This window comes from Curtobacterium sp. MCLR17_039 (genome assembly GCF_003234745.1).
GTDB lineage: Bacteria > Actinomycetota > Actinomycetes > Actinomycetales > Microbacteriaceae > Curtobacterium > Curtobacterium flaccumfaciens.
On sequence record NZ_QKTF01000008.1, the window covers coordinates 1 to 19,607 of the forward strand.

Annotated in this window: 20 protein-coding genes and 1 pseudogene; 10 read left to right on the forward strand and 11 right to left on the reverse strand. The window is 71.0% G+C overall.

The features are described 5' to 3' along the window. Nucleotides 1-213: pseudogene (locus tag DEJ00_RS18540) on the forward strand (hypothetical protein); the annotation flags it as partial. 562 nt (nucleotides 214-775) lie between these two features. Here the strand turns inward: DEJ00_RS18540 and DEJ00_RS11085 are convergent. From DEJ00_RS11085 to DEJ00_RS11100, 4 genes are all read right to left on the reverse strand, one after another. Beyond that, on the reverse strand, nucleotides 776-997 hold the full coding sequence (locus DEJ00_RS11085; RefSeq protein WP_307858961.1) for a cold-shock protein: 222 nt from the start codon (nucleotides 995-997) through the stop codon (nucleotides 776-778). A 4-nt stretch (nucleotides 998-1,001) separates the two neighbouring features. Then, the gene (locus tag DEJ00_RS11090; RefSeq protein WP_110864824.1) at nucleotides 1,002-2,111 is read right to left on the reverse strand and encodes an acyl-CoA desaturase; all 1,110 of its coding nucleotides are present in this window, start codon (nucleotides 2,109-2,111) and stop codon (nucleotides 1,002-1,004) included. Nucleotides 2,112-2,245: 134 nt separating this feature from the next. Beyond that, a complete protein-coding gene (locus tag DEJ00_RS11095) occupies nucleotides 2,246-3,286 on the reverse strand; it encodes an AraC family transcriptional regulator (protein ID WP_111057381.1) in 1,041 nt (346 codons plus the stop codon). Beyond that, nucleotides 3,280-3,612, reverse strand: coding sequence for a hypothetical protein (locus DEJ00_RS11100; RefSeq protein ID WP_111057382.1), 333 nt, complete (start codon nucleotides 3,610-3,612; stop codon nucleotides 3,280-3,282). Before DEJ00_RS11100 ends, DEJ00_RS11095 begins: the two co-directional genes overlap by 7 nt. Nucleotides 3,613-3,797: 185 nt before the next feature. Between DEJ00_RS11100 and DEJ00_RS11105 the strand changes: the two genes are divergently transcribed. The 4 genes from DEJ00_RS11105 to DEJ00_RS11120 are packed head-to-tail and all read left to right on the forward strand — an operon-like array spanning nucleotide 3,798 to nucleotide 7,103. Then, entirely contained in the window at nucleotides 3,798-4,586 is a 789-nt protein-coding gene (locus DEJ00_RS11105) for a helix-turn-helix transcriptional regulator (RefSeq protein ID WP_111057383.1), read from the forward strand. Continuing rightward, a complete protein-coding gene (locus DEJ00_RS11110) occupies nucleotides 4,579-5,292 on the forward strand; it encodes a GAF and ANTAR domain-containing protein (RefSeq protein WP_111057384.1) in 714 nt (237 codons plus the stop codon). The genes DEJ00_RS11105 and DEJ00_RS11110 overlap by 8 nt, the downstream gene beginning before the upstream one ends. Continuing rightward, entirely contained in the window at nucleotides 5,289-6,002 is a 714-nt protein-coding gene (locus DEJ00_RS11115) for a GAF and ANTAR domain-containing protein (protein WP_111057385.1), read from the forward strand. The genes DEJ00_RS11110 and DEJ00_RS11115 overlap by 4 nt, the downstream gene beginning before the upstream one ends. Before the next feature lie 54 nt (nucleotides 6,003-6,056). After that, complete coding sequence (locus DEJ00_RS11120) at nucleotides 6,057-7,103, forward strand: LacI family DNA-binding transcriptional regulator (RefSeq protein WP_111057386.1); 1,047 nt, start codon at nucleotides 6,057-6,059, stop codon at nucleotides 7,101-7,103. A gap of 70 nt (nucleotides 7,104-7,173) precedes the next feature. Here DEJ00_RS11120 and DEJ00_RS11125 read toward each other — a convergent pair whose 3' ends face one another. The 4 genes from DEJ00_RS11125 to DEJ00_RS11140 are packed head-to-tail and all read right to left on the reverse strand — an operon-like array spanning nucleotide 7,174 to nucleotide 12,904. Next, nucleotides 7,174-9,717: a TIM-barrel domain-containing protein gene (locus tag DEJ00_RS11125; protein ID WP_111057387.1), complete on the reverse strand. Its 2,544-nt coding sequence runs from the start codon at nucleotides 9,715-9,717 to the stop codon at nucleotides 7,174-7,176. 10 nt (nucleotides 9,718-9,727) lie between these two features. After that, nucleotides 9,728-10,639, reverse strand: coding sequence for a carbohydrate ABC transporter permease (locus DEJ00_RS11130; RefSeq protein ID WP_111057388.1), 912 nt, complete (start codon nucleotides 10,637-10,639; stop codon nucleotides 9,728-9,730). Then, a complete protein-coding gene (locus DEJ00_RS11135) occupies nucleotides 10,636-11,607 on the reverse strand; it encodes a carbohydrate ABC transporter permease (RefSeq protein WP_111057389.1) in 972 nt (323 codons plus the stop codon). Before DEJ00_RS11135 ends, DEJ00_RS11130 begins: the two co-directional genes overlap by 4 nt. Nucleotides 11,608-11,632: 25 nt before the next feature. After that, on the reverse strand, nucleotides 11,633-12,904 hold the full coding sequence (locus tag DEJ00_RS11140; protein WP_111057390.1) for an ABC transporter substrate-binding protein: 1,272 nt from the start codon (nucleotides 12,902-12,904) through the stop codon (nucleotides 11,633-11,635). A gap of 353 nt (nucleotides 12,905-13,257) precedes the next feature. Between DEJ00_RS11140 and DEJ00_RS11145 the strand changes: the two genes are divergently transcribed. Both DEJ00_RS11145 and DEJ00_RS11150 read left to right on the forward strand, forming a co-directional pair. Then, nucleotides 13,258-13,542 carry a YrhK family protein gene (locus DEJ00_RS11145; protein WP_027464831.1) on the forward strand — a complete coding sequence of 95 codons (285 nt, stop codon included), beginning with the start codon at nucleotides 13,258-13,260 and terminating at the stop codon, nucleotides 13,540-13,542. Between the two features lie 54 nt (nucleotides 13,543-13,596). Beyond that, a complete protein-coding gene (locus DEJ00_RS11150; RefSeq protein WP_258373651.1) occupies nucleotides 13,597-15,426 on the forward strand; it encodes a BCCT family transporter in 1,830 nt (609 codons plus the stop codon). A 179-nt stretch (nucleotides 15,427-15,605) separates the two neighbouring features. Here DEJ00_RS11150 and DEJ00_RS11155 read toward each other — a convergent pair whose 3' ends face one another. Continuing rightward, a complete protein-coding gene (locus DEJ00_RS11155; protein WP_173035392.1) occupies nucleotides 15,606-16,760 on the reverse strand; it encodes a low temperature requirement protein A in 1,155 nt (384 codons plus the stop codon). A gap of 158 nt (nucleotides 16,761-16,918) precedes the next feature. Here DEJ00_RS11155 and DEJ00_RS11160 point away from each other — a divergent pair, with 158 nt between their 5' ends. The 3 genes from DEJ00_RS11160 to DEJ00_RS11170 all read left to right on the forward strand — a co-directional run bounded on the left by DEJ00_RS11160 (nucleotide 16,919) and on the right by DEJ00_RS11170 (nucleotide 18,075). Continuing rightward, nucleotides 16,919-17,275, forward strand: coding sequence for a nuclear transport factor 2 family protein (locus DEJ00_RS11160; protein ID WP_258373652.1), 357 nt, complete (start codon nucleotides 16,919-16,921; stop codon nucleotides 17,273-17,275). A gap of 240 nt (nucleotides 17,276-17,515) precedes the next feature. Continuing rightward, on the forward strand, nucleotides 17,516-17,761 hold the full coding sequence (locus DEJ00_RS11165; RefSeq protein ID WP_111057391.1) for a hypothetical protein: 246 nt from the start codon (nucleotides 17,516-17,518) through the stop codon (nucleotides 17,759-17,761). 5 nt (nucleotides 17,762-17,766) lie between these two features. Beyond that, nucleotides 17,767-18,075 carry a hypothetical protein gene (locus tag DEJ00_RS11170; protein WP_111057392.1) on the forward strand — a complete coding sequence of 103 codons (309 nt, stop codon included), beginning with the start codon at nucleotides 17,767-17,769 and terminating at the stop codon, nucleotides 18,073-18,075. Here the strand turns inward: DEJ00_RS11170 and DEJ00_RS11175 are convergent. Both DEJ00_RS11175 and DEJ00_RS11180 read right to left on the reverse strand, forming a co-directional pair. Further along, complete coding sequence (locus tag DEJ00_RS11175; RefSeq protein WP_111057393.1) at nucleotides 18,044-18,964, reverse strand: NmrA family NAD(P)-binding protein; 921 nt, start codon at nucleotides 18,962-18,964, stop codon at nucleotides 18,044-18,046. The genes DEJ00_RS11170 and DEJ00_RS11175 overlap by 32 nt on opposite strands. Beyond that, nucleotides 18,961-19,554, reverse strand: a complete 594-nt coding sequence (locus DEJ00_RS11180) for a MarR family winged helix-turn-helix transcriptional regulator (protein WP_111057394.1) — start codon at nucleotides 19,552-19,554, stop codon at nucleotides 18,961-18,963. The genes DEJ00_RS11175 and DEJ00_RS11180 overlap by 4 nt, the downstream gene beginning before the upstream one ends. Nucleotides 19,555-19,607: the final 53 nt, after the last annotated feature.

Genomic DNA, 19,607 nt, shown 5'->3' on the forward strand with positions numbered 1-19,607 from the left:
GGCAAGGTCGCCGCGGCCAACGCGTTCCTGTTCGAGCTGCACGGCGGCTCCCTCAAGCCCCTCCAGCTCGAGGGCGACAACGCCATCCTCACCGGCACCACCGTCCACATCTCCGAAGACGCCGCCGGCCTGCTGAACAAGACCTTCGGCACCGACGCCGTCAAGCGCGGCCTCCTCGTCGGCACCGCCACCATCACCGCCCAGATCAAGTAACACCCCGCACCACCCCATTCGGCCCGGACCACGCAGCAGCGCGGCCCGGGCCGACTTGCGTTGCACGCCGAGCGTCGTGCGTCTGGTGGAACCGGGCGTACCTGGTGGAACCGGGCGTACCTGGTGGAACCGCGCGTACCTGGCAGAACCGGGCGTACCTGGTGGAACCGGGCGTACCTGGTGAGTTCTTTCGACCAGGTACGCCCGTTCTTGCGAACCAACGCGCGCGCGATGGGAAAGAACAGGCGGACGGGAGGCCCGGTGCCAGCTGGCACCGGGCCTCCCGTCCGTCTCGTCACGCGCCGGGCCGGCGGCCGCCGTTGTCACGGGCTGGGCGACACCTCACGCACTCACGTTCGCGAGAACTGTCGCTCAGCGCGAAACACAGCCCAGCCCGCAGGCGGGGGCGCGGGCCGCTGCCGAGAATCGGTTCCGCCGACACGTTGCGGGTACCGGGAGCCGCCGTCCGTCCGGCAGGGCGAGACTCGGTCGGCCGCGGCCACTCGCGCAACGAGCAACGCCCCGACCGGACCGGTCGGGGCGTTGCTCGTGGTGGTGCCGATCAGCGGATGATCGAGATGTTGTCCGCCTGCGGGCCCTTCTTGCCGGGCCCGATCTCGTACTGCACGTGGTCGTCCTGGGCGAGCGGCGGGGAGCCGGTCGCCGCGACGATGCTGGAGAAGTGCGCGAACAGGTCCTGGGACCCGTCGTCGGGGTGGATGAAGCCGAACCCCTTGCTGTGGTCGAACCACTTGACGGTGCCCGTCGGCATGGCGGTCAGCACGGCGTCAGTGGATGCGCAGCTGCGCGACCATGGGGCACGCGAAGGGGTCGCGGGCGGCGAGGCCGACGCGGTTGAGGTACCGGACGACGATGCCGTAGGAACGCAGCAGCGTGGTCTCGGTGTAGGGCACGTCGAGGGTGTCGCAGTGATCACGGACGAGCAGGCGGGCCTGCTTCAGCGCCGGACGCGGCATCGACGGGAACAGGTGGTGCTCGACCTGGTAGTTCAGCCCGCCCATCAGGAACGACACCCACCAGCCGCCACGGATGTTGCGCGAAGTGCGCACCTGGCGGGAGAAGAAGTCGACCTTGGCGTCGTGCGCGATGGTCGGCATGCCCTTGTGGTTCGGGGCGAACGAAGCACCCATCATCACGCCGAACACGGCCAGTTGCACCCCGAGGAACGCGCACGCCATCCCGAACGGCAGGAACCAGAACACGACGGTCAGGTAGATCGCGAAACGCGCCACGAGCAGGGCGCCCTCGATGAGGCGGTGCTTCTTGTCGGCCTTGGTGCCGTTGCCGGTGACGATCGACATCACGGCGTAGCGGTGCAGGTTCAGGCCCTCGAGCGTGAGGAGGGGGAAGAAGAGCCACCCCTGGAAGCGCATGAAGGTCTTCATCGCGCCGCCCTTGACGGCGGCGGCGTCCTCCGGCAGGAACCGGATGCCGTCGGGGGCGATGTCCGGGTCCTTGCCGACGGTGTTCGGGTTGCCGTGGTGACGCGTGTGCTTGTTCATCCACCACGAGTAGCTGAGGCCCACGAGGAACGTGCCGAGCCAGCGGCCCGCGCGGTCGTTCCACTTCTGGGACTCGAACACCTGACGGTGCGCAGCCTCGTGCGACAGGAACGCGAACTGTGTGAACAGCACACCCAGCGCCCCGGCCACGATGAGTTGGAACCACGAGTCGCCGAGGAACGCGAACGCGACCCAGGTGAGGGCGAGGCTGCCGACGAGTGCGCCGAACAGTGCCCAGTAGAAACCGGTACGACGGCGCAGGAGGCCGTTCTCCTTCACCTGCGCCAGGAGCGCGGAGTAGGTCGAGGTGCCCTTGCGGGCACCCGTAGCGGGACGAGTGCGGGTGTAACCCGGAGCGAGCGGAGTGGTGGTCATGTGGACCGCCTTCCGGTACGGAGCGGTCCTTCAACCGGTTCGAGGGAGTTCACGCGATTGCGCTTGCGGCGACCCTAGGGGCCGAACTTGCGTGTTCACCGTGGTGTCCAGAACACGTTGCGTCGTGCACGAACTCAGCCCGCGTGGCGCTCCGGACCGTCCGCGCACCGACCGGACGATGCACGCAACGTCTGCCCCGGGTATTCCCCGAACCGACGGAAGTACGTCCCCGAGAACCGCCCCAGGTGCCGGAAGCCCCAGGCCATCGCGGCCTCGCTCACACTGGTCTCGTGCCGGCTGCCGGACTCCAGCACCGCGTGCACCCGGTCGAGCCGCATCCGCAGCAGGAACGTCATCGGCGAGACGCCGTGTTCCCGCATGAAGGACGTCTGCAGGGTCCGCGGGCTCACGCCCACGGCATCGCAGATGTCGGCCAGGCACAACGTCCGCTCGCAGTGTCCTTCGAGGTAGGCCTCGGCGAGCTCGACCGTCGACGGCGTCACCGCACGGCGGAGGACCGCGGGCGTCCGCACCCCGAAGGCTCCGAGCACGGCCTCGACCAGCGCGACCTGCGCACCGGTCCGGGCGCCGGAGGTGAACCCGTCGCGTGTCGCGGTGACGGCCACCTGCTCGACGCACCGGCGCAGGTGTTCGAGGGCCGCGACGGCGGGCTCAGCACCCCGCGTCGGCAGTTCGGACGCTGCTCCCAGCGACGAGCGCACCTGGTCGAGGAGCGACCGGTCGATGCTCACGAGCTGCAGCGTGCCCTTCGGAGCGCGCACCGAGAACTCCCCGGACGTCGGCATCAGGACGGGCGTGCCCGGGCGGGTCTCGACGACGACGACGTCCTCGACGGCGATGCGGACACCGCCGGTGCTCGACCACCCGACGACGATGCGGTCGATGGGCTCGAAGACCCCGGAGAAGCCGGAGGTCGCCGATGCCGTGACGAGGCTCACGCAACCGTCCCGTCGGGTCCGGTAGCGGAACCGGAACGGCAGCCGGAAGGCGTCGTCCTCGACGTCGAACCGCACGTCACGGCCGTGCCCGGCCTGGGCGAGCACGCGTGCGGCGAAGGCCCGGTCGGTACCGGATCGTTCGGTGCGGCGTCGCTGCGCGTCGATCCTCGCGGTGACGGTCCGGGCGGCGTCGGTCCCGTGGACCGCGGTCAGCACGGTGCCTCGTCGACGTGCTGTCCGCAGCGGTGTTCGAACCAGGCGCGGGCGTCCTGCAGGCTCGCTCGCCGGTCGTGCTCGTGCAGCGCCGCCATGAGCGTGCAGTCGAAACCGTCCACCGTGCGCTCGATGAAGCCGAGGAGCATGTCCGGGTCCCCCCAGGCGGCCGCGGCGTCGACGACCCGCCAGCACCCGGCGTCGACCGGCTGGACTCGGATGTCCGTCGGGTCCGTCGCGGCGAGCGCACGGATCCGATCGGTGTGGACGACCTGCTGCCAGACGGCGGCCTCGGTCATCACGGTCGTGGATCCCTGGCGGTGTCCCATCGCTCCCTCCCTGTCGGTTCGATGTGGCGCACCGATTTCGACGACGGTGCACGAGACACTTTCAGTATCGACAGGACGATTCCGGTCATGTCAGGGGTTGACTTCGGACCGCGCAAGGTGGATCATGCGCGGCCTCGATCGGAGCCCTGGGAGCGCGCCATCGGCGGGTCCCGTACGGTCGGCACATGAGCGACGGGAGCAGCGCGACCCAGGACGGCCCGCCCCGACTCTCGAGTGCGGTCCGGGATGCGATGCGGTTCGTCCACGAGCAGGCGGCGACCCACATCACCGTCGCCGACGTCGCCGCGGCCGTGCAGCTGTCGCCGCGGAGCCTGCAGAAGCGGTTCCAGGCCGAGATCGGGCAGTCCCCGGGAACCTTCCTGCGCGCCGTGCGCCTCGAGGGGGTCCGTCGTGACCTGCAGGCGGCGTCCGGTGCGCCGGACCGGCGGACCATCGCGGAGATCGCCGAGCGCTGGCAGTTCAGCAACGCGGGCCGGATGGCTGCGGCGTTCCGCGCGGCGTACGGCATCGCGCCGTCGTCGGCGCTGCGCTCCTTCGTGCCCGAGGACGACGAGGACGGCGCACCGAGCCTGTCGAACCGGAGCCAGCGACGCTTCCGCCTGGTGCTCGACTGCGAGGTCGACGTCGACGACGCGAAGGCGGTGCTCGCCGGTGCCCTGCAACGCGCGGGGGCCGGGCCGTGGCGTGATTACCGACCGGATGGGGGCAGCGAGGACCTGATGGCGTTCCTGCTCGGCAACGCGGTGCGGACGGTGGTGCGTGAGACTCCGGGCGTGAGCCTCGTCGCCCTCGATGCGATGCTCCGGGTGCAGGACGAGCAGGGGTCGTACCCGCCCGCAGAGCTGCCGGCCTGGCGCGCCGGCCCACCGCCGAACGTGCCTGCGCCGTCCGGATCGTCCGACACCGACCAGCGCGTAGGATCGAGAGACGGCAGGGAAGGCGCCCATGGATGACGCATTCGAGCGTGCACTCCGTGCGCTCCGGTCGGCAGAGATCGCCGACGACGAACTCAGTCGGCCGTTCGCGCTCGCGCTGCCGATGGGCGGTGTCTCGATCTCGACGTTCGGTGAACTGTGCCCGAGCGAGACCGTGTCCGCGACCGACGACGTCGCCACCCGCGTCGACGAGATCCAGTTCGACCTGTCCGAAGGACCCTGCTGGACCGCGCTGGCGAACGACGCCCCGGTGCTGGAGACCGACGTCGTCCGTCGACCGAACGCCGCGTGGCCCGCCTTCAACGAAGCCGTCCGGAACGAACCCGTCGGCGCGGTCTTCGCGTTCCCGGTCGCGTTCGGGCCGTTCCCGCTCGGCGCGGTCGACGTGTACGTGCCGCAGCCCGCCACGATCGAGGACGGCACGGTGCGGCAGGCGATGACCCTCGCCTCGGCCGTCAGCCGCCGGGTCCTGCGCCGGGCGCTCCGCTCCATCGCGGACGAGGACGACGCCCTGCTGGATCGGAGCCCGTCGTCGCGGCGCGTGGTGCACCAGGCCACCGGGGTCGTGCTCGCGCAGCTCGACATCAGCCCCGAGGACGCCTACCTGCTGTTGCAGGGCCACGCCTTCGCGCGTCGGACGACGATGCGGCGGGTGGCGGAGGAGATCCTCGACGGCACGGTCCGGTTCGAGAAGCGAGGCGACCTGATCGAGGAGGTCCAGTGACGACGGCAGGCCGAGAAGCCCGGATCCTGGAGACGTTCACGTCGCTCGCCGACACCCTGGTGGACGCCTACGACGTCGTGGAACTGCTGCAGACCCTGGTCGAGACCTGCGCCGACGTGCTCGGCATCGACGCCGCGGGCATCCTCCTGGCGAACGACGACCAGGAGCTCGAGGTCGTGGCCTCCACCTCCGAGGCGACCCGGCTCGTCGAGGTCCTGCAGCTCGACGCCGAGGCCGGCCCCTGCATGACCTCGTTCGCGACCGGACGGGTCGTGACGTGCCCGGACATCGAGGTCGCCCCGGCGGATTGGGCGATGTTCCGCACGGGTGCGCTCGCGCTCGGGTTCCGGTCCGTGCACGCCGTCCCGCTCCGGCTGGGGAGCAACGTCATCGGCACGCTCAACCTGTTCGGAGCCGGCGTCGGTGCCCTCGCGGAGTCGGACCTGCGCGTCGCCCGGGCCCTGGCGGACGTGGCGACGATCGGCATCCTGCACGAACGGTCCCTGCGCGAGCACGAGGTCGTCCGCGCGCAGCTGCAGCGGACCATCGGGTCGCGCGAGGTCATCGAGCAGGCCAAGGGCGTCGTGTCGTACCTGCGCGGAGTCTCGATCGAGGACGCCTTCGCGGTGATCCGCGGGTACGCACTCGAGCACCACGAGCCGCTCTCCGAGGTCGCCCGCGCGATCGTGCAGCGCCGACTCGTCCCCTGACGACCCCGGCCGGTCCGCCGGGTCCGGTGACCCTCCGCCCGCTACGGTGAGCGGATGGGCAAGGTCACGCTGCAGGACGTCGCCGCGCACGCCGGCGTCTCGATGAAGACCGTGTCCAACGTCGTCCGCGGCTACCAGCACGTCAGCGACCCGATGCGCAGCCGGGTGCAGGCCGCCATCGACGAGCTGGGCTACCGCCCGAACGTCTCGGGCCGGTCCCTGGCGACCGGACGCTCGAACATGCTCGCCTTCGCGTTCCCCGACCTGCGGCGTCCGTACTTCGCCGAACTGGCCCACGTGTTCTCGCGGGTGTGCGCCGACCGCGGCTACCAGCTCCTGCTCGAGGAGACCGGCGGCGACCCCGACGGTGAACGCTCAGCGGTGCGGGGACGCGAGGCCGGTGTGGTCGACGGGGTCGTGATCCACCCGCAGGTGCTCACGCCCGAGGCGATCGACCGGATCCGCGGGGACACCGCTGTGGTGTTCCTCGGCGAGGACGTCCGGCCCCCGCACGCCGACCAGGTCGTGATCGACAACGCCAGGGCCGCCACCGAGGCCGTCGCGCACCTGGTGGCGCTCGGCTGCCGCCGCATCGGGTTCTTCGGGCACGAGACCGGCCCGTCGTCGCGCACGTCCGGACTGCGTCTGGACGGCTACCGCGCCGGACTCGTCGCCGCGGGCCTGCCGCTCGACGACGCGTTGCTGGTCCCCCGCGAGGTCGGCGACGCCGCCGGCGCCGAGGTCGCCTTGGGCGCCGCGCTCGACGCCGGACTCCGCGTCGACGGTCTGCTCTGCCGCGACGACCTGGCCGCGCTCGGGGCGCTCCGGGCGATGCGCCTGCGCGGCCTGGACGCCCCCGGCGACGTCGCCGTCGTCGGGTGGGACGCGGTCGGACTCGGGTCGAGCCTGGTGCCGAGCCTGACCTCCGTCGCGCCCGACACGGTTGCCCTCGCCGACACCGCGCTCGACCTGCTGGTCGAGCGGATGGACGGCTCCGACGTCCCCGGCCGGTTGGTCACGGTCGGCCACCGCCTGCTCGTCGGCGAGAGCGCGCCGTACGCGGACGGCACGTCCGACCGGGCGGCGCACCAGAGCGCGTGAACGGCGGACGGGAGGCCCGTGGCGGTGCCGCCACGGGCCTCCCGTCCGCCTTTTCCCCCGTCGATTGCCGTCAGCGGCCTGCGGGAGCCGACTCCCCCGGGTGCACGCTGCCGAGCAGCTCGACGACGACGTCCCGCAGGGCGTCGGGCAGCCCGACGGTGCCGAGCTCGACGATGCGGTCCGCACGCGGCAGGTCCTTCGCCACGACCTCCCACGCCTCGAGCTTCTCCGGGTTGCCGGCCTGCGCGCCCTCGAGGACCCGCCGCACGGCCTCCCGCGCGTCGACGCCGACGACCGGAGCGCCGACCAGCGTGACCGATCCGCCCGACGCCGAGTCGACGGACAGGTCGACCGAGAACCGGTCGGCCGCACGTGCCGACGTCGGCTGCCCGTCGGCCGGCGCGGCGAGGAACGTGATCCGCCAGTCGCGGTGGGCGGGAACGACGTCGAGGGCCCCGGTGGTGGCGTGCACCCGGAACTCGGCGTGCGCTGGGTCCCAGGTCAGGCGGGTCCGGGCGGTGCGGCTGCCCTCGCCCTCGTGGTCCTCGACCAGGGTGAACTCGCCGGGCGCACCCGGCGCGACGAGGACCTCGAACGCCGTCGGGTTGACGGTGGCGTCGAGCTGGTCGGCCGCCGCGAGCGGCAGGATCCCACCGGCGCGCAGCAGGACCGGCACCGTGTCGAGCGTGCGGTGCAGGTCCACGAACCGGTCGCCCGCGTACACCGTGCCGGTGAAGACGTCGGTCCAGGTGCCCGGCGGCAGCCAGGCCCGGGCGACCCCGTGCCGGCTGACCGGGTCGCGCGGCGTCACGATCGGGGCGACGAGCAGCTCCGAACCGAACGCGTAGGTGTTCGGCACCCGGTACGCCTCGTCGCGGCGCGGCTCCAGGTGGTACATCGGCCGGACCAGCGCGGTGCCCTCGGCGGTGCCGTGGTTCATGGTGTGCAGGTACGGCACCAGGCGGTGACGGAAGCGGAGTGCCTCGCCCATCGCGGCGCGGGCCTCGGCGGGGAACACCCACGGCTCCTTGCGGATGAACGGGTTGTTCGCGGAGTGCAGGCGCATGATCGGTGAGAACACCCCGAACTGCACCCAGCGGGTGGCGAGCTCGTCGTCGCGGACGCCACGGGTGTGGCCGCCGATGTCATGGCTCCACCAGGGGTAGCCGATGTTCGCGGCGGTGGCGGTGAACTCGGGCTGGAACGCCAGGGACGCCCACGACACGACGGCATCGCCGGAGAACCCGACGGCGTACCGGTGGCTGCCGGGGCCGGCGTAGCGCGAGAAGGTCATGCCGTCGACCGGGGCCGGGGCCGGGGCCCCATCTTCGGCCGTGGCAGTGGCCGTCTCCGCGCCGTCGTCACCCCTTGCGTCGGCGTCCCCCGATGCTGCGTGCCGCGCCGAGTCGAGCAGGTGGAAGTGGTTGAGCAGCCACAGCGGGTCGACCCCGGGCAGCTCCGTCTCACGACCCTGCTGCCAGTCGATCCACCAGAAGTCGACGCCCTGCTCCTCGAGCGGGCGGTGCAGCTGTTCGAAGTAGGCCCGCAGGAACCGGCGGTCCGTCGGGTCGAACGGGATCGGCTGCTCGGACTCCGGGTCGACGCCCATCGCCCGGGCCACCGCGGGGTAGGCGTCCTCGAACGCCCGCACGCCGTCGGCCGGGTGCAGGTTCAGCGTCGTGCGCATCCCCCGGCGGTGCAGCTCGGCGAGGAACGCCCGCGGGTCCGGGAACAGCGACGGCTCCCACGAGTACCCCGTCCACCCGTTGCCGAAGCGCGGCGGGACGGAGTCCACCCGGTGCCAGTCCATGTCGATGACGGCGACCGAGAACGGCAGGTGTTCGTCGGCGAAGCGGTCGAGCAGCTCGAGGTACGAGGTGTCGCTGTACGGGTGGTACCGGCTCCACCAGTTGCCGAGTGCCCACCGCGGCATCCGTGAGGGCGGCCCGGAGACGGCGTGGTACGTGCGGAGCGCAGCGTCGTAGTCGCGGCCGTACGCGAAGACCGTGACGTCGCGGCGCCCGGGGACCCGCGTGCCGATCCAGCCGTCGTCGGCGAACAGGAACGACTCGCTGTCGTCGAGCGCGGTGATGCCGTCGCGGGCCAGGATCCCCGGTTCGAGCGGCATCCGGCCGTCGACGTCGTCGAGGGTGCGGCCGGTGCCGCCGAGGTCGCGCGGCTCCTGCCCCCAGCGCCAGCGGTTGGCGTCCGGGCCGGTGGTCTCGACGACCAGGCCGCTCGGGCTGAAGGGACGGCCGTCGTAGCGCAGGCGGGCGCGGTCCGTGGTGACGACGACGCCGGCGGCGGTGCCGGTGCCGTCGGCGACGGCCGTCCGCTCCACGGTGAACGCCGGCACAGGCAGGCGGCGGCGCATCGCGAAGGTCGATGCGCGGTCCTCGAACCCGCCGTCGTCGCTCCACTCGATGCGGAACGCCCCGGCGTCGAGCACGGTGATGCGCCAGTGGTCGCCGGTGACGACGGCTGCGGGGTCGGCGACCGGGTCCGAACCCGGGAACGGACGGATGGTGGGGAGGACCGCCCCGGTGGTGCCGGTGGTGCTGCTGCCGGTGGTGCTGCTGCCGGTGGTGCTGCTGCCGGTGGTGCTGCTACTCACGTGGTGCCTCTCAGCTCTTGACCGCACCCTGCGTCACGCCGCTGATGACCCAACGCTGCGCGAACAGGTAGACGATGATCGTGGGCGCCATCGCCATCAGGTACGAGGCGAAGGCGACGTTGTAGTTGGTGCCGAACTGACTCTGGAAGATGTTCTGCACCACGGGCAGGGTCTGCAACCCCGGATCCGCCGTGATGAGCGACGGCATCATGAAGTCGTTCCACGATGCCAGGAACGCGAAGATGCCGACCGTCGCGTTCATCGGGCCGAGGAGCGGCAGGATGATCCGCCAGAAGATCTGCCACGTGGACGCCCCGTCGATGCGGGCGCTCTCCTCGAGTTCGACCGGGATCGACCGCAGGTACGCCGAGTAGAGCAGCACGCTGAACGACAGTTGGAACATGGCGTGCAGGATCCCGACGCCGATCGGGTTGTCGAGGCCGATCTCGGCGGTCAGCTTGATCTGCGGCAGCGCCACCACCGGGAACGGCAGGAACATCGCCGCGAGCAGGTAGACGAACGAGTACCGGAAGAACCGCTTGTGCCAGTTCCGGACGATCGCGTACGAGGCGAACGAACTGAGCAGCAGCGTCGCGACGACGGTGAGCGCCGCGACGCCCAGGGACACCGAGAAGGACACCGGGAACCGGGTCAGCTGCCAGGCCTCGGCGAAGGACCCGGGGTTGAACGGGAACGGCAGCGAGAGCGCGTTGCCGTCGACGGACTGCTCGGTCGTCTTGAACGCCATCGAGAGCGTCACGTACAGCGGGATGAGCACGGTCAGCGACGCGAGGCCGAGGACCACGGTCAGCGTCCAGTTCGTGCCGCCCAGTCGTCGGCGGTGGCCGCGGCCGGAGCGACCGGTGCCGCCGGTGGTCACGGCGCGGGTGTCGGTCGGGGGTCGTGTGTCGATGGCGGTCATGCGAGTCGCAGGTTCCTTCCGCGGGTCGCCGCGAGCTGCAGCACGGAGATGAGGACGGTGATGATGAAGAACACGGTCGCGTTCGCCATCTGGTAGGCGTAGTCGCCGCCGGTGAAGCCGCCGAAGATGGTCATCGCGACGCTGCTCGTCGCGCTGCCGGGGCCGCCGTTGGTCAGACCGACGATCACGTCGTAGGCGCCGAGGTAGCCCTTCACGCCGAGCACGGTGTTGATGACGATGAAGCCGCCGAGCAGCGGGAGCGTGATCGAGCGGAGCTGCTTCCAGCCGGTCGCACCGTCGAGCGCACTGGCCTCGTACAGCTCCTCGGGGATCGACGTCAGGCCCGCCGTGTAGATGAGGAGCGCGCCGGGCACGGTCTGCCAGGCGGACACGATCACGATCGCGAGCCAGGCGAGGTTCGGGTCGCCGAGGATGCTCTGCTCGAGCGGGCCGAAGCCGACGCTCGTGGCCAGGGCCGGCACGGTGTTCGAGAACAGGAAGTTGAACACGTAGGCGACGATGATCCCCGAGATCACCATCGGGATGACGAACACCGACCGCAACCCGGCGGCGAACCGGATCTTCTTCGCCAGGGCGATCGCCAGGGACAGCGCGACGACCTGCGTGACGACGACGGTGACGGCCGCGAAGCCGAGCGTGAAGCCGTACGACGCCAGGATCGCCGGGTCGGAGACGAGCGCCCTGTAGTTCTCGGCGCCGATGAAGTCCCACTGCCCAAACCCCAGGTAGTCGGTGAAGCTGTAGAAGACGCCGACGCAGGCGGGGGCGACGACGAACGCCGTGAACAGCACGAGGGCCGGCACGAGGAACAGGTAGTACATGCCCTCGGTGCGGCTGAGTGAACCGACACCGCGGGAACCCACACGCCGGTGCGTGCGGGCTGCGTCGGTCGCCGGTCCGGAGGTCTCCGGGTCGGTGTCGCGGGAGAGCGGGGTCTGCATGGTCATGGTGACTCCTGTGTCCTGGTCCGGCTCAGACCGTCGCGGAACGGCCGGCGAGCCGCCGCCAGTCCGAGTCGAGCCGCTGCAGCATCGAGGTGAAGTCCCCGCTCCGGATCGCCGACTGCAGGTAGTTGCCGAGCGGGATCGACGTGGGGATGAAGGTGCCGGCGCCCTGGTAGAACGCCGCGTCGTCGACGTACTGCTGCAGGCCGGCGAGGCGCTCGTCCTGCTGCGGTGGTGCGTCGATGCGGGGCGAGTACGCCAGGTTGTCGCGGTTGTAGGCGTCGATGACGTCGGGCTGCATGAGGAACTCGACGAGCTCCTTCGCCTGCTCCGGGTGCTCGGACGCCGTGGGGATCCAGAGCCCGAGGTCGATGTTGACCCGGGCCTTGCGGTCGGCCGGGTCGTTCGACACCGGCAGGGCGAAGGTGCCGACGGGCAGCTTGTCGTCGATCAGCGCGATCTGCCCGAGCGCCCACGGGCCCTGCAGGTACATCGCGGCCTCGCCCTTGCCGAACGCCAGGTTGCCGTCGGCGTAGGCCCGGGTGGCGTGGTCGCGGTTGAAGAACGACGAGATGGTCTTCGCGCGCTCCATCGGCACCGCGAAGTCCTTCTCGAACGACACCTCGGAGTCCGGGCCGACGTCGGCGCCGAGGGCCTTCATCTTGCGGAAGAACGAGCCGGTGTCGACGAGGCTGCCCACCGAGTAGTCGAACAGGCCCTGCCAGAGCGTCCAGGTGTCCCGGTCGGTGGCGTAGATCGGCGTGATGCCGGCCTTCTGCAGTGTGCGGCAGACCTCGACGAACTCGTCCCACGTCGTCGGGACCGGCAGGTCGTGCTCGGCGAAGATCCGTTTGTTGTAGATCACCCCGGCCGCCGCGAGCGAGTACGGCAGCACGCTCGTGCGGTCCTCGAACTTCGCGTACTGGTTCGTCAGGGTGTCGATGTCCGGTCGGACCCGCGCTGCCGACGGCAGGTCGCTGAGGTCGCTGAGCACGCCGCGCGAGATGTACCGGGCGAGCTCGAGGTTGTCGTTGAAGCACCCGACGTCCGCCGGTTCGCCGCGCACGAACTGCGGGGCGATGGCCGCCGTGCTGTCGTGCACGACCGAGATGCCGGTGTGCTCCCCCTCGAACTCCCGCAGCAGCTTGTCGAAGTACGCGATGACCTCCTGCTTCTGCTCGTAGAAGCGGAGCGTCGTGGCACCACCGGCGGCACGCCCCGGGGTCGCGCACCCGGCGAGCGCCATCGTGCCGAGTGCGATGCCACCGGCCGCGCCCGCGAGGAACCCCCGCCGGCTCACCGCCGCCTGGAGTGTTGCGGTCCTGCTTCCCACCATCGGGTCTCTCCCTCGTCGCGCATCGTCGCGCAGGCTCCTGTTTACAGCGCTGTAAAGCGCACGTCAACGTTGTAATCGCATGTGGCAGTGGGCGGTGCGCCGCACGGACGGGAGGCACGGTGCCAGCCCGCCCCGCGCCTCCCGGCCGCCGTACCGCGCGTCCACGGCCGCGAGCCGCCGCCTGGTGCGAGGTTGCGCACTCCGTGCGGCGCCCGCAGCGCCGCACGGAGTGGGGAACCTCGCACGGAGCGTGCCGTGCCCTCGGCACGAGCACGGCCGCTGGGACGGACACGGCACGGAGCTGGCAGGATCGTCTGATGGCTGAGGACGAACGGGACATCGCACTCCGGGTGGGGCACGAGGAGCTCCGCATCCGCGGGGTCTACGAGACGATCAGCATCATCAACGACGTGATGGTCGCGCTCTGGTTCATCGTCGGCAGCGTCCTCTTCTTCTCCGAGAGCACCACGACGGCCGGCACGTGGCTGTTCCTGATCGGGAGCATCCAGCTGCTCATCCGTCCCGTCATCCGGCTGTCGCGGAGACTCCACCTCGGACGGGTCGGCCGGGGGAACCCCACGGAGTCTGCGCGCGACTTCTGAACCACGACACGCCTGGGCGAACACACAGGATCGCGAGCAGGCACCATGGACTGCATGGCAAGCACCACTCCTCCCCTGCCCGGACCCGTGACCACGACGCCGCAGTTGCGGCGGTGGGTGTTCTGGCCCGCCGCCGTCATCGTGCTGGGGTTCGTGGCCTTCACCCTGATCTCCCCCTCCACCGCCGAGGCGCTGTTCCTCGGTCTGCAGGACGGCATCGTCAAGAACTTCAGCTGGTACTACGTGCTGATCGCCGCGTTCTTCGTCGGCTTCTCGCTGTTCGTCGGCTTCAGCCGCTTCGGTGACATCAAGCTCGGCAAGGACCAGGACGAGCCCGAGTTCTCGACCGGTTCGTGGTTCGCACTGCTCTTCGCCGCCGGCATGGGCATCGGCCTCGTCTTCTACGGCGTCTCCGAGCCCCTCAGCCACTTCGCCTCCCCGCGCCCCGGCGTCACCGGCACCGAGAAGGAGCTCGCGCAGCAGGCACTGACCCAGACGTTCCTGCACTGGGGCCTGCACGCGTGGGCGATCTACGTCGTCCTCGGCCTGGCCCTGGCGTACGCGATCCACCGCCGGGGTCGCCCGGTCTCGATCCGCTGGGCCCTCGAACCGCTGCTCGGCAACCGCGTGCGCGGCGGCTGGGGCAACCTGATCGACGTGATCGCCCTGGTCGGCACGCTGTTCGGCGTCGCGACCTCGCTCGGCCTCGGGGTGATCCAGATCGGCGCCGGACTCGAGAGCGCCGGCATCGCCGACAGCAGCATCGTCAGCCAGATCGCGATCATCGCGGTGATCACCGCCGTCACGATCGTGTCGCTCGTCACCGGCGTGACCAAGGGCATGAAGATCCTGTCGAACTTCAACCTGCTGCTCGCCGCCGCACTGCTGCTCTTCGTGCTCATCGTCGGCCCGACGCAGTTCCTGCTCCGTGACTTCGTGCAGTCGATCGGCTCCTACCTGCAGAACATCGTCGGCCTGTCGTTCAACGTCACCGCCCAGCAGGGCGCCGAGGGCGAGGCCTGGCAGGGCGCCTGGACCACCTTCTACTGGGGCTGGTGGATGTCGTGGGCGCCGTTCGTCGGTGTCTTCATCGCCCGCATCTCCAAGGGCCGCACCGTCCGACAGTTCGTGTTCGGTGTGCTGCTCGTGCCGACCGCGCTCACGTTCCTGTGGTTCGCCGTCCTCGGCGGCACCGCGATCCACCGCCAGACCGACGGCTCGGGCGGCCTGATCGGCTCCGACGGCTCGGTCGACATCGAGGGGTCGCTGTTCACGGTCCTCGGCGACCTGCCCGCCGGCATGGTCCTGACCTACGGCGCGATCCTGCTCATCGGCGTGTTCTTCGTGACCTCGTCGGACTCGGGGTCGCTCGTGATGGCGATGATCGCGTCGGGCGGTGACATCGAGCCGAAGAACTGGCTGCGGGTCTTCTTCGCCGGTGTCGCTGCGCTGCTCGCCGTCGCCCTGCTGCTCAGCGGTGGACTGAACGCCCTGAAGACGGCGGCGATCACGACCGCGTTGCCGTTCAGCATCGTCCTGTTGCTCACCTGTTGGTCGACGATCATCGCCTTCACCCGCGAGCGCCGCGCCTACGACAAGGCCGAGCGCGAGGTCCTGCTCGAGCACGTCGGCGCCTACTACGGCCTCGAGGTCGAGGCGCCGAACGAGCGTCCGGCACGGTCCGGCCTCGGCCGTCCGTGGGCCGCGGTGAAGAACCGCGTGCGCGGTGGCCGCGGAACCACGTCGCCGACGGTGGAGGCCGGCGCGCTCGACGACTTCCCGGTGCGGCCGTCGTCGGTCTCGGCCGACCCGGCGGTCGACCCGAGCCTCGACGCGCGTCCGACGTCGGACGACGGGCCCGCGACGGAGCAGCCCGAACGCTGACGCGGCGCTCGGCGCGGCGCGGCAGGCGCCACGCGCGCCGTGTGGTGCGAGGTTCCGTGTTCGGTGCGACGAACGTGCCCTCGCACCGGAGACGGAACCGCGCACGGGCCGTCGACGCGACCACCTGACGGGCGGGAGGCACGGTGCCAGCTGGCACCGTGCCTCCCGTCCGTCGTCCGTCAGGTGTCGGTCCGTGCGGACGCCACCTCGAGGGTCACGACGACCGCCACCACGGCGAGCGCCGTGACCGGCAGCGACACCGCCGGCACCGCGATCGACGCGAGGACCACGAGCACCAGGGCCACCACGACGGCATTGGCCCGTGCCGACAGCGACGGCCGGATCGCGAGCGCCCAGATCGACAGCACGAACACGGCGACCGGCACAGCGACGGTCGCCGCGACCGAGGCGGACGACAGCTCGACGTGTCCGGCGTCGGCGCTGACCGCGACCTCGATGCCGGCCGGCAGGGCACCGGCGGCGGCGAAGACGAAGTAGTGGCCGTAGCCGAACACGAGCGCGGTGGGCAGCGAGCGGATGTGCGCGTGCTGCTCGCGGGAGAAGTAGATCCACCACATGCCGACGGTGATCACCAGCCCGCAGCCCGCGAGCGCCAGCAGGGCTCCGAGGTGCTCGGTGTGCGCGACGGCGTCGATCACCGCGCCGGCCGAGGCCACCAATCCCTCGCCCAGGACGATGAGGGTGAACAGGGAGAACCGCTCGGCCAGGTGCCGGGTGTGCCAGGGGGCCGTCCCCGTCGAGGTCTGCGCCCAGATCGGCACGGACAGCTCGGCGAGCACGAGGAACGGCGCCGCGTAGGACCAGACGTCGTCGGGCAGGGCCAGGGAGACCACCCAGAGCACCTGCACGACCGTGATGCCGACGGCGTGCAGGGTGGCGGTCCGGCGGTAGCGGGTGGAGGACGCGGCGGCGCGGATCCACTGCCCGACCAGGGCCAGCCGCATGACGACGTAGCCGATGATGCCGATCGTGAAGTCGTTCTCGACCATGGCCGCGTGCACCCCGGCGGCGAGGACGAGCACCCCGGCCATCTGCACGAAGGTCATCACGCGGTAGAGCCAGTCGTCGGTGTCGAACGACGTGGCGAACCACGTGAAGTTCATCCAGGCCCACCAGATCGAGAAGAACACCAGCCCGTAGGCCAGGACGGCGGAGGTGACGTGTCCCTCGAGCTCGATCTCGTGCAGGTTCGTGGCGGCGAAGCCCACCGCGACGACGAACACCAGGTCGAACAGGAGCTCGAGGGGGCTCGCCGCCCGGTGTCGCTGGTCGGGGTCGCGCGGCACCATCCGGCGGAGTCCGATGGTCGTCATGGGGCCAACGGTAGGGCCCGGCCCGACGCCGTGCCAACGCGCGTGTCGCGGGTCGGTCGAATCCCGTCGGGTCGGGCCGGGTCCGGCCGACGATCCGTCGCAGCGAACCCGTGTTTGCCGCACACTTGACCGAACAGCCGACTACCGACGGAGCCACGATGTCGCAACCGCTCGAATCGCTCATGCACGCCAACCTGTTCGAGGTGTTCGGGGAACGGGACCCGGAGCGCCGCCGCGCCGCGATCGAGCGGACCTACGCCCCGGACGTCGTCTTCCTGGACCCTGACGAGGTCGTCACCGGCCACGAGGCCCTGCACGCCAAGGCGCAGCGCCTGCTCGACGAGGCCCGCGGGTTCGTGTTCTCGCCGGCCGGCCCGGTCTACGAGAACCACGGGATGGGGTACCTCGCCTGGCACTTCGGCCCCGACGGAGCACCGCCCGTCGTGTCCGGCATGGACATCTGCTTCATCGAGGGCGATGTCATCGCGAAGGTCTACACGTTGCTGACCGCCTGACCGCCACCTCCCGCAGGTCACTGACGGACTGGAGGCCCGGTGCCAGCTGGCACCGGGCCTCCAGTCCGGCGTGCGGCATGGTCGAGCCACTGGCGCCGTCGTGCCCGCGGTCTGCGTGTGGCGGATCGTCCGGGCGGTCCGGTTTGGCCGCGTGCCGAGGGACTGATGCCGCTCCGGGAATGTGCGGTGGAACGGCCGTGCGAGGATTCGTCAACCGCAATCCCGAGGGGAACGACCACCATGGCCACAGCTCGCACGCTCCACTGGATCAGCACCGTGCTCCTCGCCGTGGGGTTCCTCGGCGTCGGCGCCCTGATGTACGACGCGTTCTACGGCCCGGAGGGCGGCGGCGCGAACATCGGCCTCGGCCTCGTCCTCATCCCGTGTCTCGGATCAGGCGTCGTCGGGCTCGCGCTGGGGGCAGCGGCCTTGGTCGCGACGTGGTGGGACGCCCGGGCCGAGCGCTCGCGTGCCGCGGTCCGGTGACACAGGTGTCCGCCCCGTCCGCTCCGCGGCCGTGGACGCTGATCGCCGTCGCTGTGCTGGTGGGCTGGACGATCGTGACGGCGCTGCTGTTCCCGGTCGCCGGGGCCGACGAGCACGAGGGGCCCGGCAACCAGGTCTGGCGGACCTCGTCGAGTGCGCTCGGTGTGCCGCTCTCACCGGAGTGGGACGTCCTCGTCTGGCTCGCCGCGCTCGCGCTGGTGCCGGCCGTCGTCGTCGGGCTCGCGTTCCTGTTCCGCCGCCGACGACCGCACACCGCGCCCGTCAGTCCGTCGCCGGGTGGCCCTGCCCACTGAGGTGTGCGCGGAGCACGTCACGGACACTCGTCCACGACTGCACGCCGTAGCGGTCGTTGTCGACGTGGTGCAGCTGCGCCTGCCCGCTGAACATGCTCACGAAGTACTGCATCCCCTGCCATGCCGGGAACGTCTCGTCGGGGTTCTTCGACAGGCGCCGGCCGACGGCGCTCATCGCGGACAGGGTCCCGGTCGTGCCGGCCCACTGCAGCCGGAAGCGCTCCCCCGTCAGCTCGCTCATGGTGCGTGCGACGTCGCGGGCGGTGACCTGGTCGCCCGCCATCTCGATCACCCGCGGAGCATCGTCGTCCAGGGCGGCGAGGGCCGTGACCCGGGCGACGTCGTCCTTCGTGGTGAAATCGAGCACCTGGTCCGCCGACGACCAGAACAGCACGAGCCGACGGCCGGACAGGATCATCGGGGCCTCGCCGGTCAGCAGGTCGGTGAACATGCCGGTCAGGATCGAGGTCGCCTGCACCGGGGCCGCGTCGAGGTCGGCGGCGAACTCGCGCCGCAGCTCGAAGTTGCGGTTGGTGCCTGGTGCGATCCGCCGGTAGTCGGCCGAGTAGTCGGACGGGATGAACCGCCGGACGCCCGCCGCCACGGTCGCCGCGAGCAGCGCGCGCTGGGCGTCGACGATCACCGGACGTGTCCCGCTCACGGCGGAGACCACGACGTCGGCCCCGCTGACGGCCCGGGTCAGGGCGTCGTGGTCGCCGTACTCGGCGGCGACGACGTCGACACGGGCGTCGTCGCCGAAGCGTTCTGCGGCGGTCCTGCTGCCGGGCCGGGTGAGGACCCGGACCCGCACGTCGTGCTGGGTGAGCTCGCGGACGATGCGGTGCCCGAGGTCGCCGGTGGCGCCGGCGACGAGGATGGTGGTGGTCATGGGCGGGGCCTCACTGCAGTGGTGGTCGACGTGGTCGTCGCGGTGCGCCGTCGGGATCGCTCCGGGACGGCGAGGGGGTGTTGGAACGTGGGGTCCGCCTGGTCCGGTCCGGCGGCGCCGAGCCCGGCGGTGAGCGCGACGCGGGCCAGCAGCCGGCGCAGCGTCGTCTGCTCGTCGTCGTCGAGGTGCCGCATGAGCACGCCCTCGGCGCCGCGCAGGGCGGACCGTGTCCGGGCGAGCAGGGCACGGCCGGCGTCGGTGGGGTGGACCTGCCGCACCCGCCGGTCCGTCGGGGCGGGGCGACGTTCGACGAACCCGCCCGCCTCGAGCGCGTCGACGATGTAGGTCATCTGGGTCTTGTCGATCCCGAGGCGCTGCGCGAGTCCGAGTTGCGACGACGGCTCCTCGGTGGTGGTCGCGACGAGCACCTGGTAGCCACGGGGACCACCCGGCACGTCGGCGACCGCCTCACTGCCCAGCCGCGTGAAGCCCTGGAGCGCCAGCGGCAGCGCCCACCCGAGTTCGGATTCGATGCCCTCGGCACCCCAGTCGATCTCGGGGAGTGCATCGGTCGGCGTCGGACTGTCCATACCGGAGACCGTACCGGAACAAGATCGTCTTGTGCAAAGATCATCTGCGATCA

Bases quoted from the DNA above. Each gene is read 5' to 3' on its own strand.
- DEJ00_RS11105 (WP_111057383.1), top strand. From the start codon at position 3,798: ATGAGCGACGGGAGCAGCGCGACCCAGGACGGCCCGCCCCGACTCTCG.
- DEJ00_RS11155 (WP_173035392.1), bottom strand. From the start codon at position 16,760: ATGACGACCATCGGACTCCGCCGGATGGTGCCGCGCGACCCCGACCAG.
- DEJ00_RS11175 (WP_111057393.1), bottom strand. From the start codon at position 18,964: ATGACCACCACCATCCTCGTCGCCGGCGCCACCGGCGACCTCGGGCAC.
- DEJ00_RS11160 (WP_258373652.1), top strand. From the start codon at position 16,919: ATGTCGCAACCGCTCGAATCGCTCATGCACGCCAACCTGTTCGAGGTG.
- DEJ00_RS11180 (WP_111057394.1), bottom strand. From the start codon at position 19,554: ATGGACAGTCCGACGCCGACCGATGCACTCCCCGAGATCGACTGGGGT.
- DEJ00_RS11150 (WP_258373651.1), top strand. From the start codon at position 13,597: ATGGCAAGCACCACTCCTCCCCTGCCCGGACCCGTGACCACGACGCCG.
- DEJ00_RS11120 (WP_111057386.1), top strand. From the start codon at position 6,057: ATGGGCAAGGTCACGCTGCAGGACGTCGCCGCGCACGCCGGCGTCTCG.
- DEJ00_RS11165 (WP_111057391.1), top strand. From the start codon at position 17,516: ATGGCCACAGCTCGCACGCTCCACTGGATCAGCACCGTGCTCCTCGCC.
- DEJ00_RS11130 (WP_111057388.1), bottom strand. From the start codon at position 10,639: ATGACCGCCATCGACACACGACCCCCGACCGACACCCGCGCCGTGACC.
- DEJ00_RS11090 (WP_110864824.1), bottom strand. From the start codon at position 2,111: ATGACCACCACTCCGCTCGCTCCGGGTTACACCCGCACTCGTCCCGCT.
- DEJ00_RS11135 (WP_111057389.1), bottom strand. From the start codon at position 11,607: ATGACCATGCAGACCCCGCTCTCCCGCGACACCGACCCGGAGACCTCC.
- DEJ00_RS11100 (WP_111057382.1), bottom strand. From the start codon at position 3,612: ATGGGACACCGCCAGGGATCCACGACCGTGATGACCGAGGCCGCCGTC.
- DEJ00_RS11145 (WP_027464831.1), top strand. From the start codon at position 13,258: ATGGCTGAGGACGAACGGGACATCGCACTCCGGGTGGGGCACGAGGAG.
- DEJ00_RS11110 (WP_111057384.1), top strand. From the start codon at position 4,579: ATGGATGACGCATTCGAGCGTGCACTCCGTGCGCTCCGGTCGGCAGAG.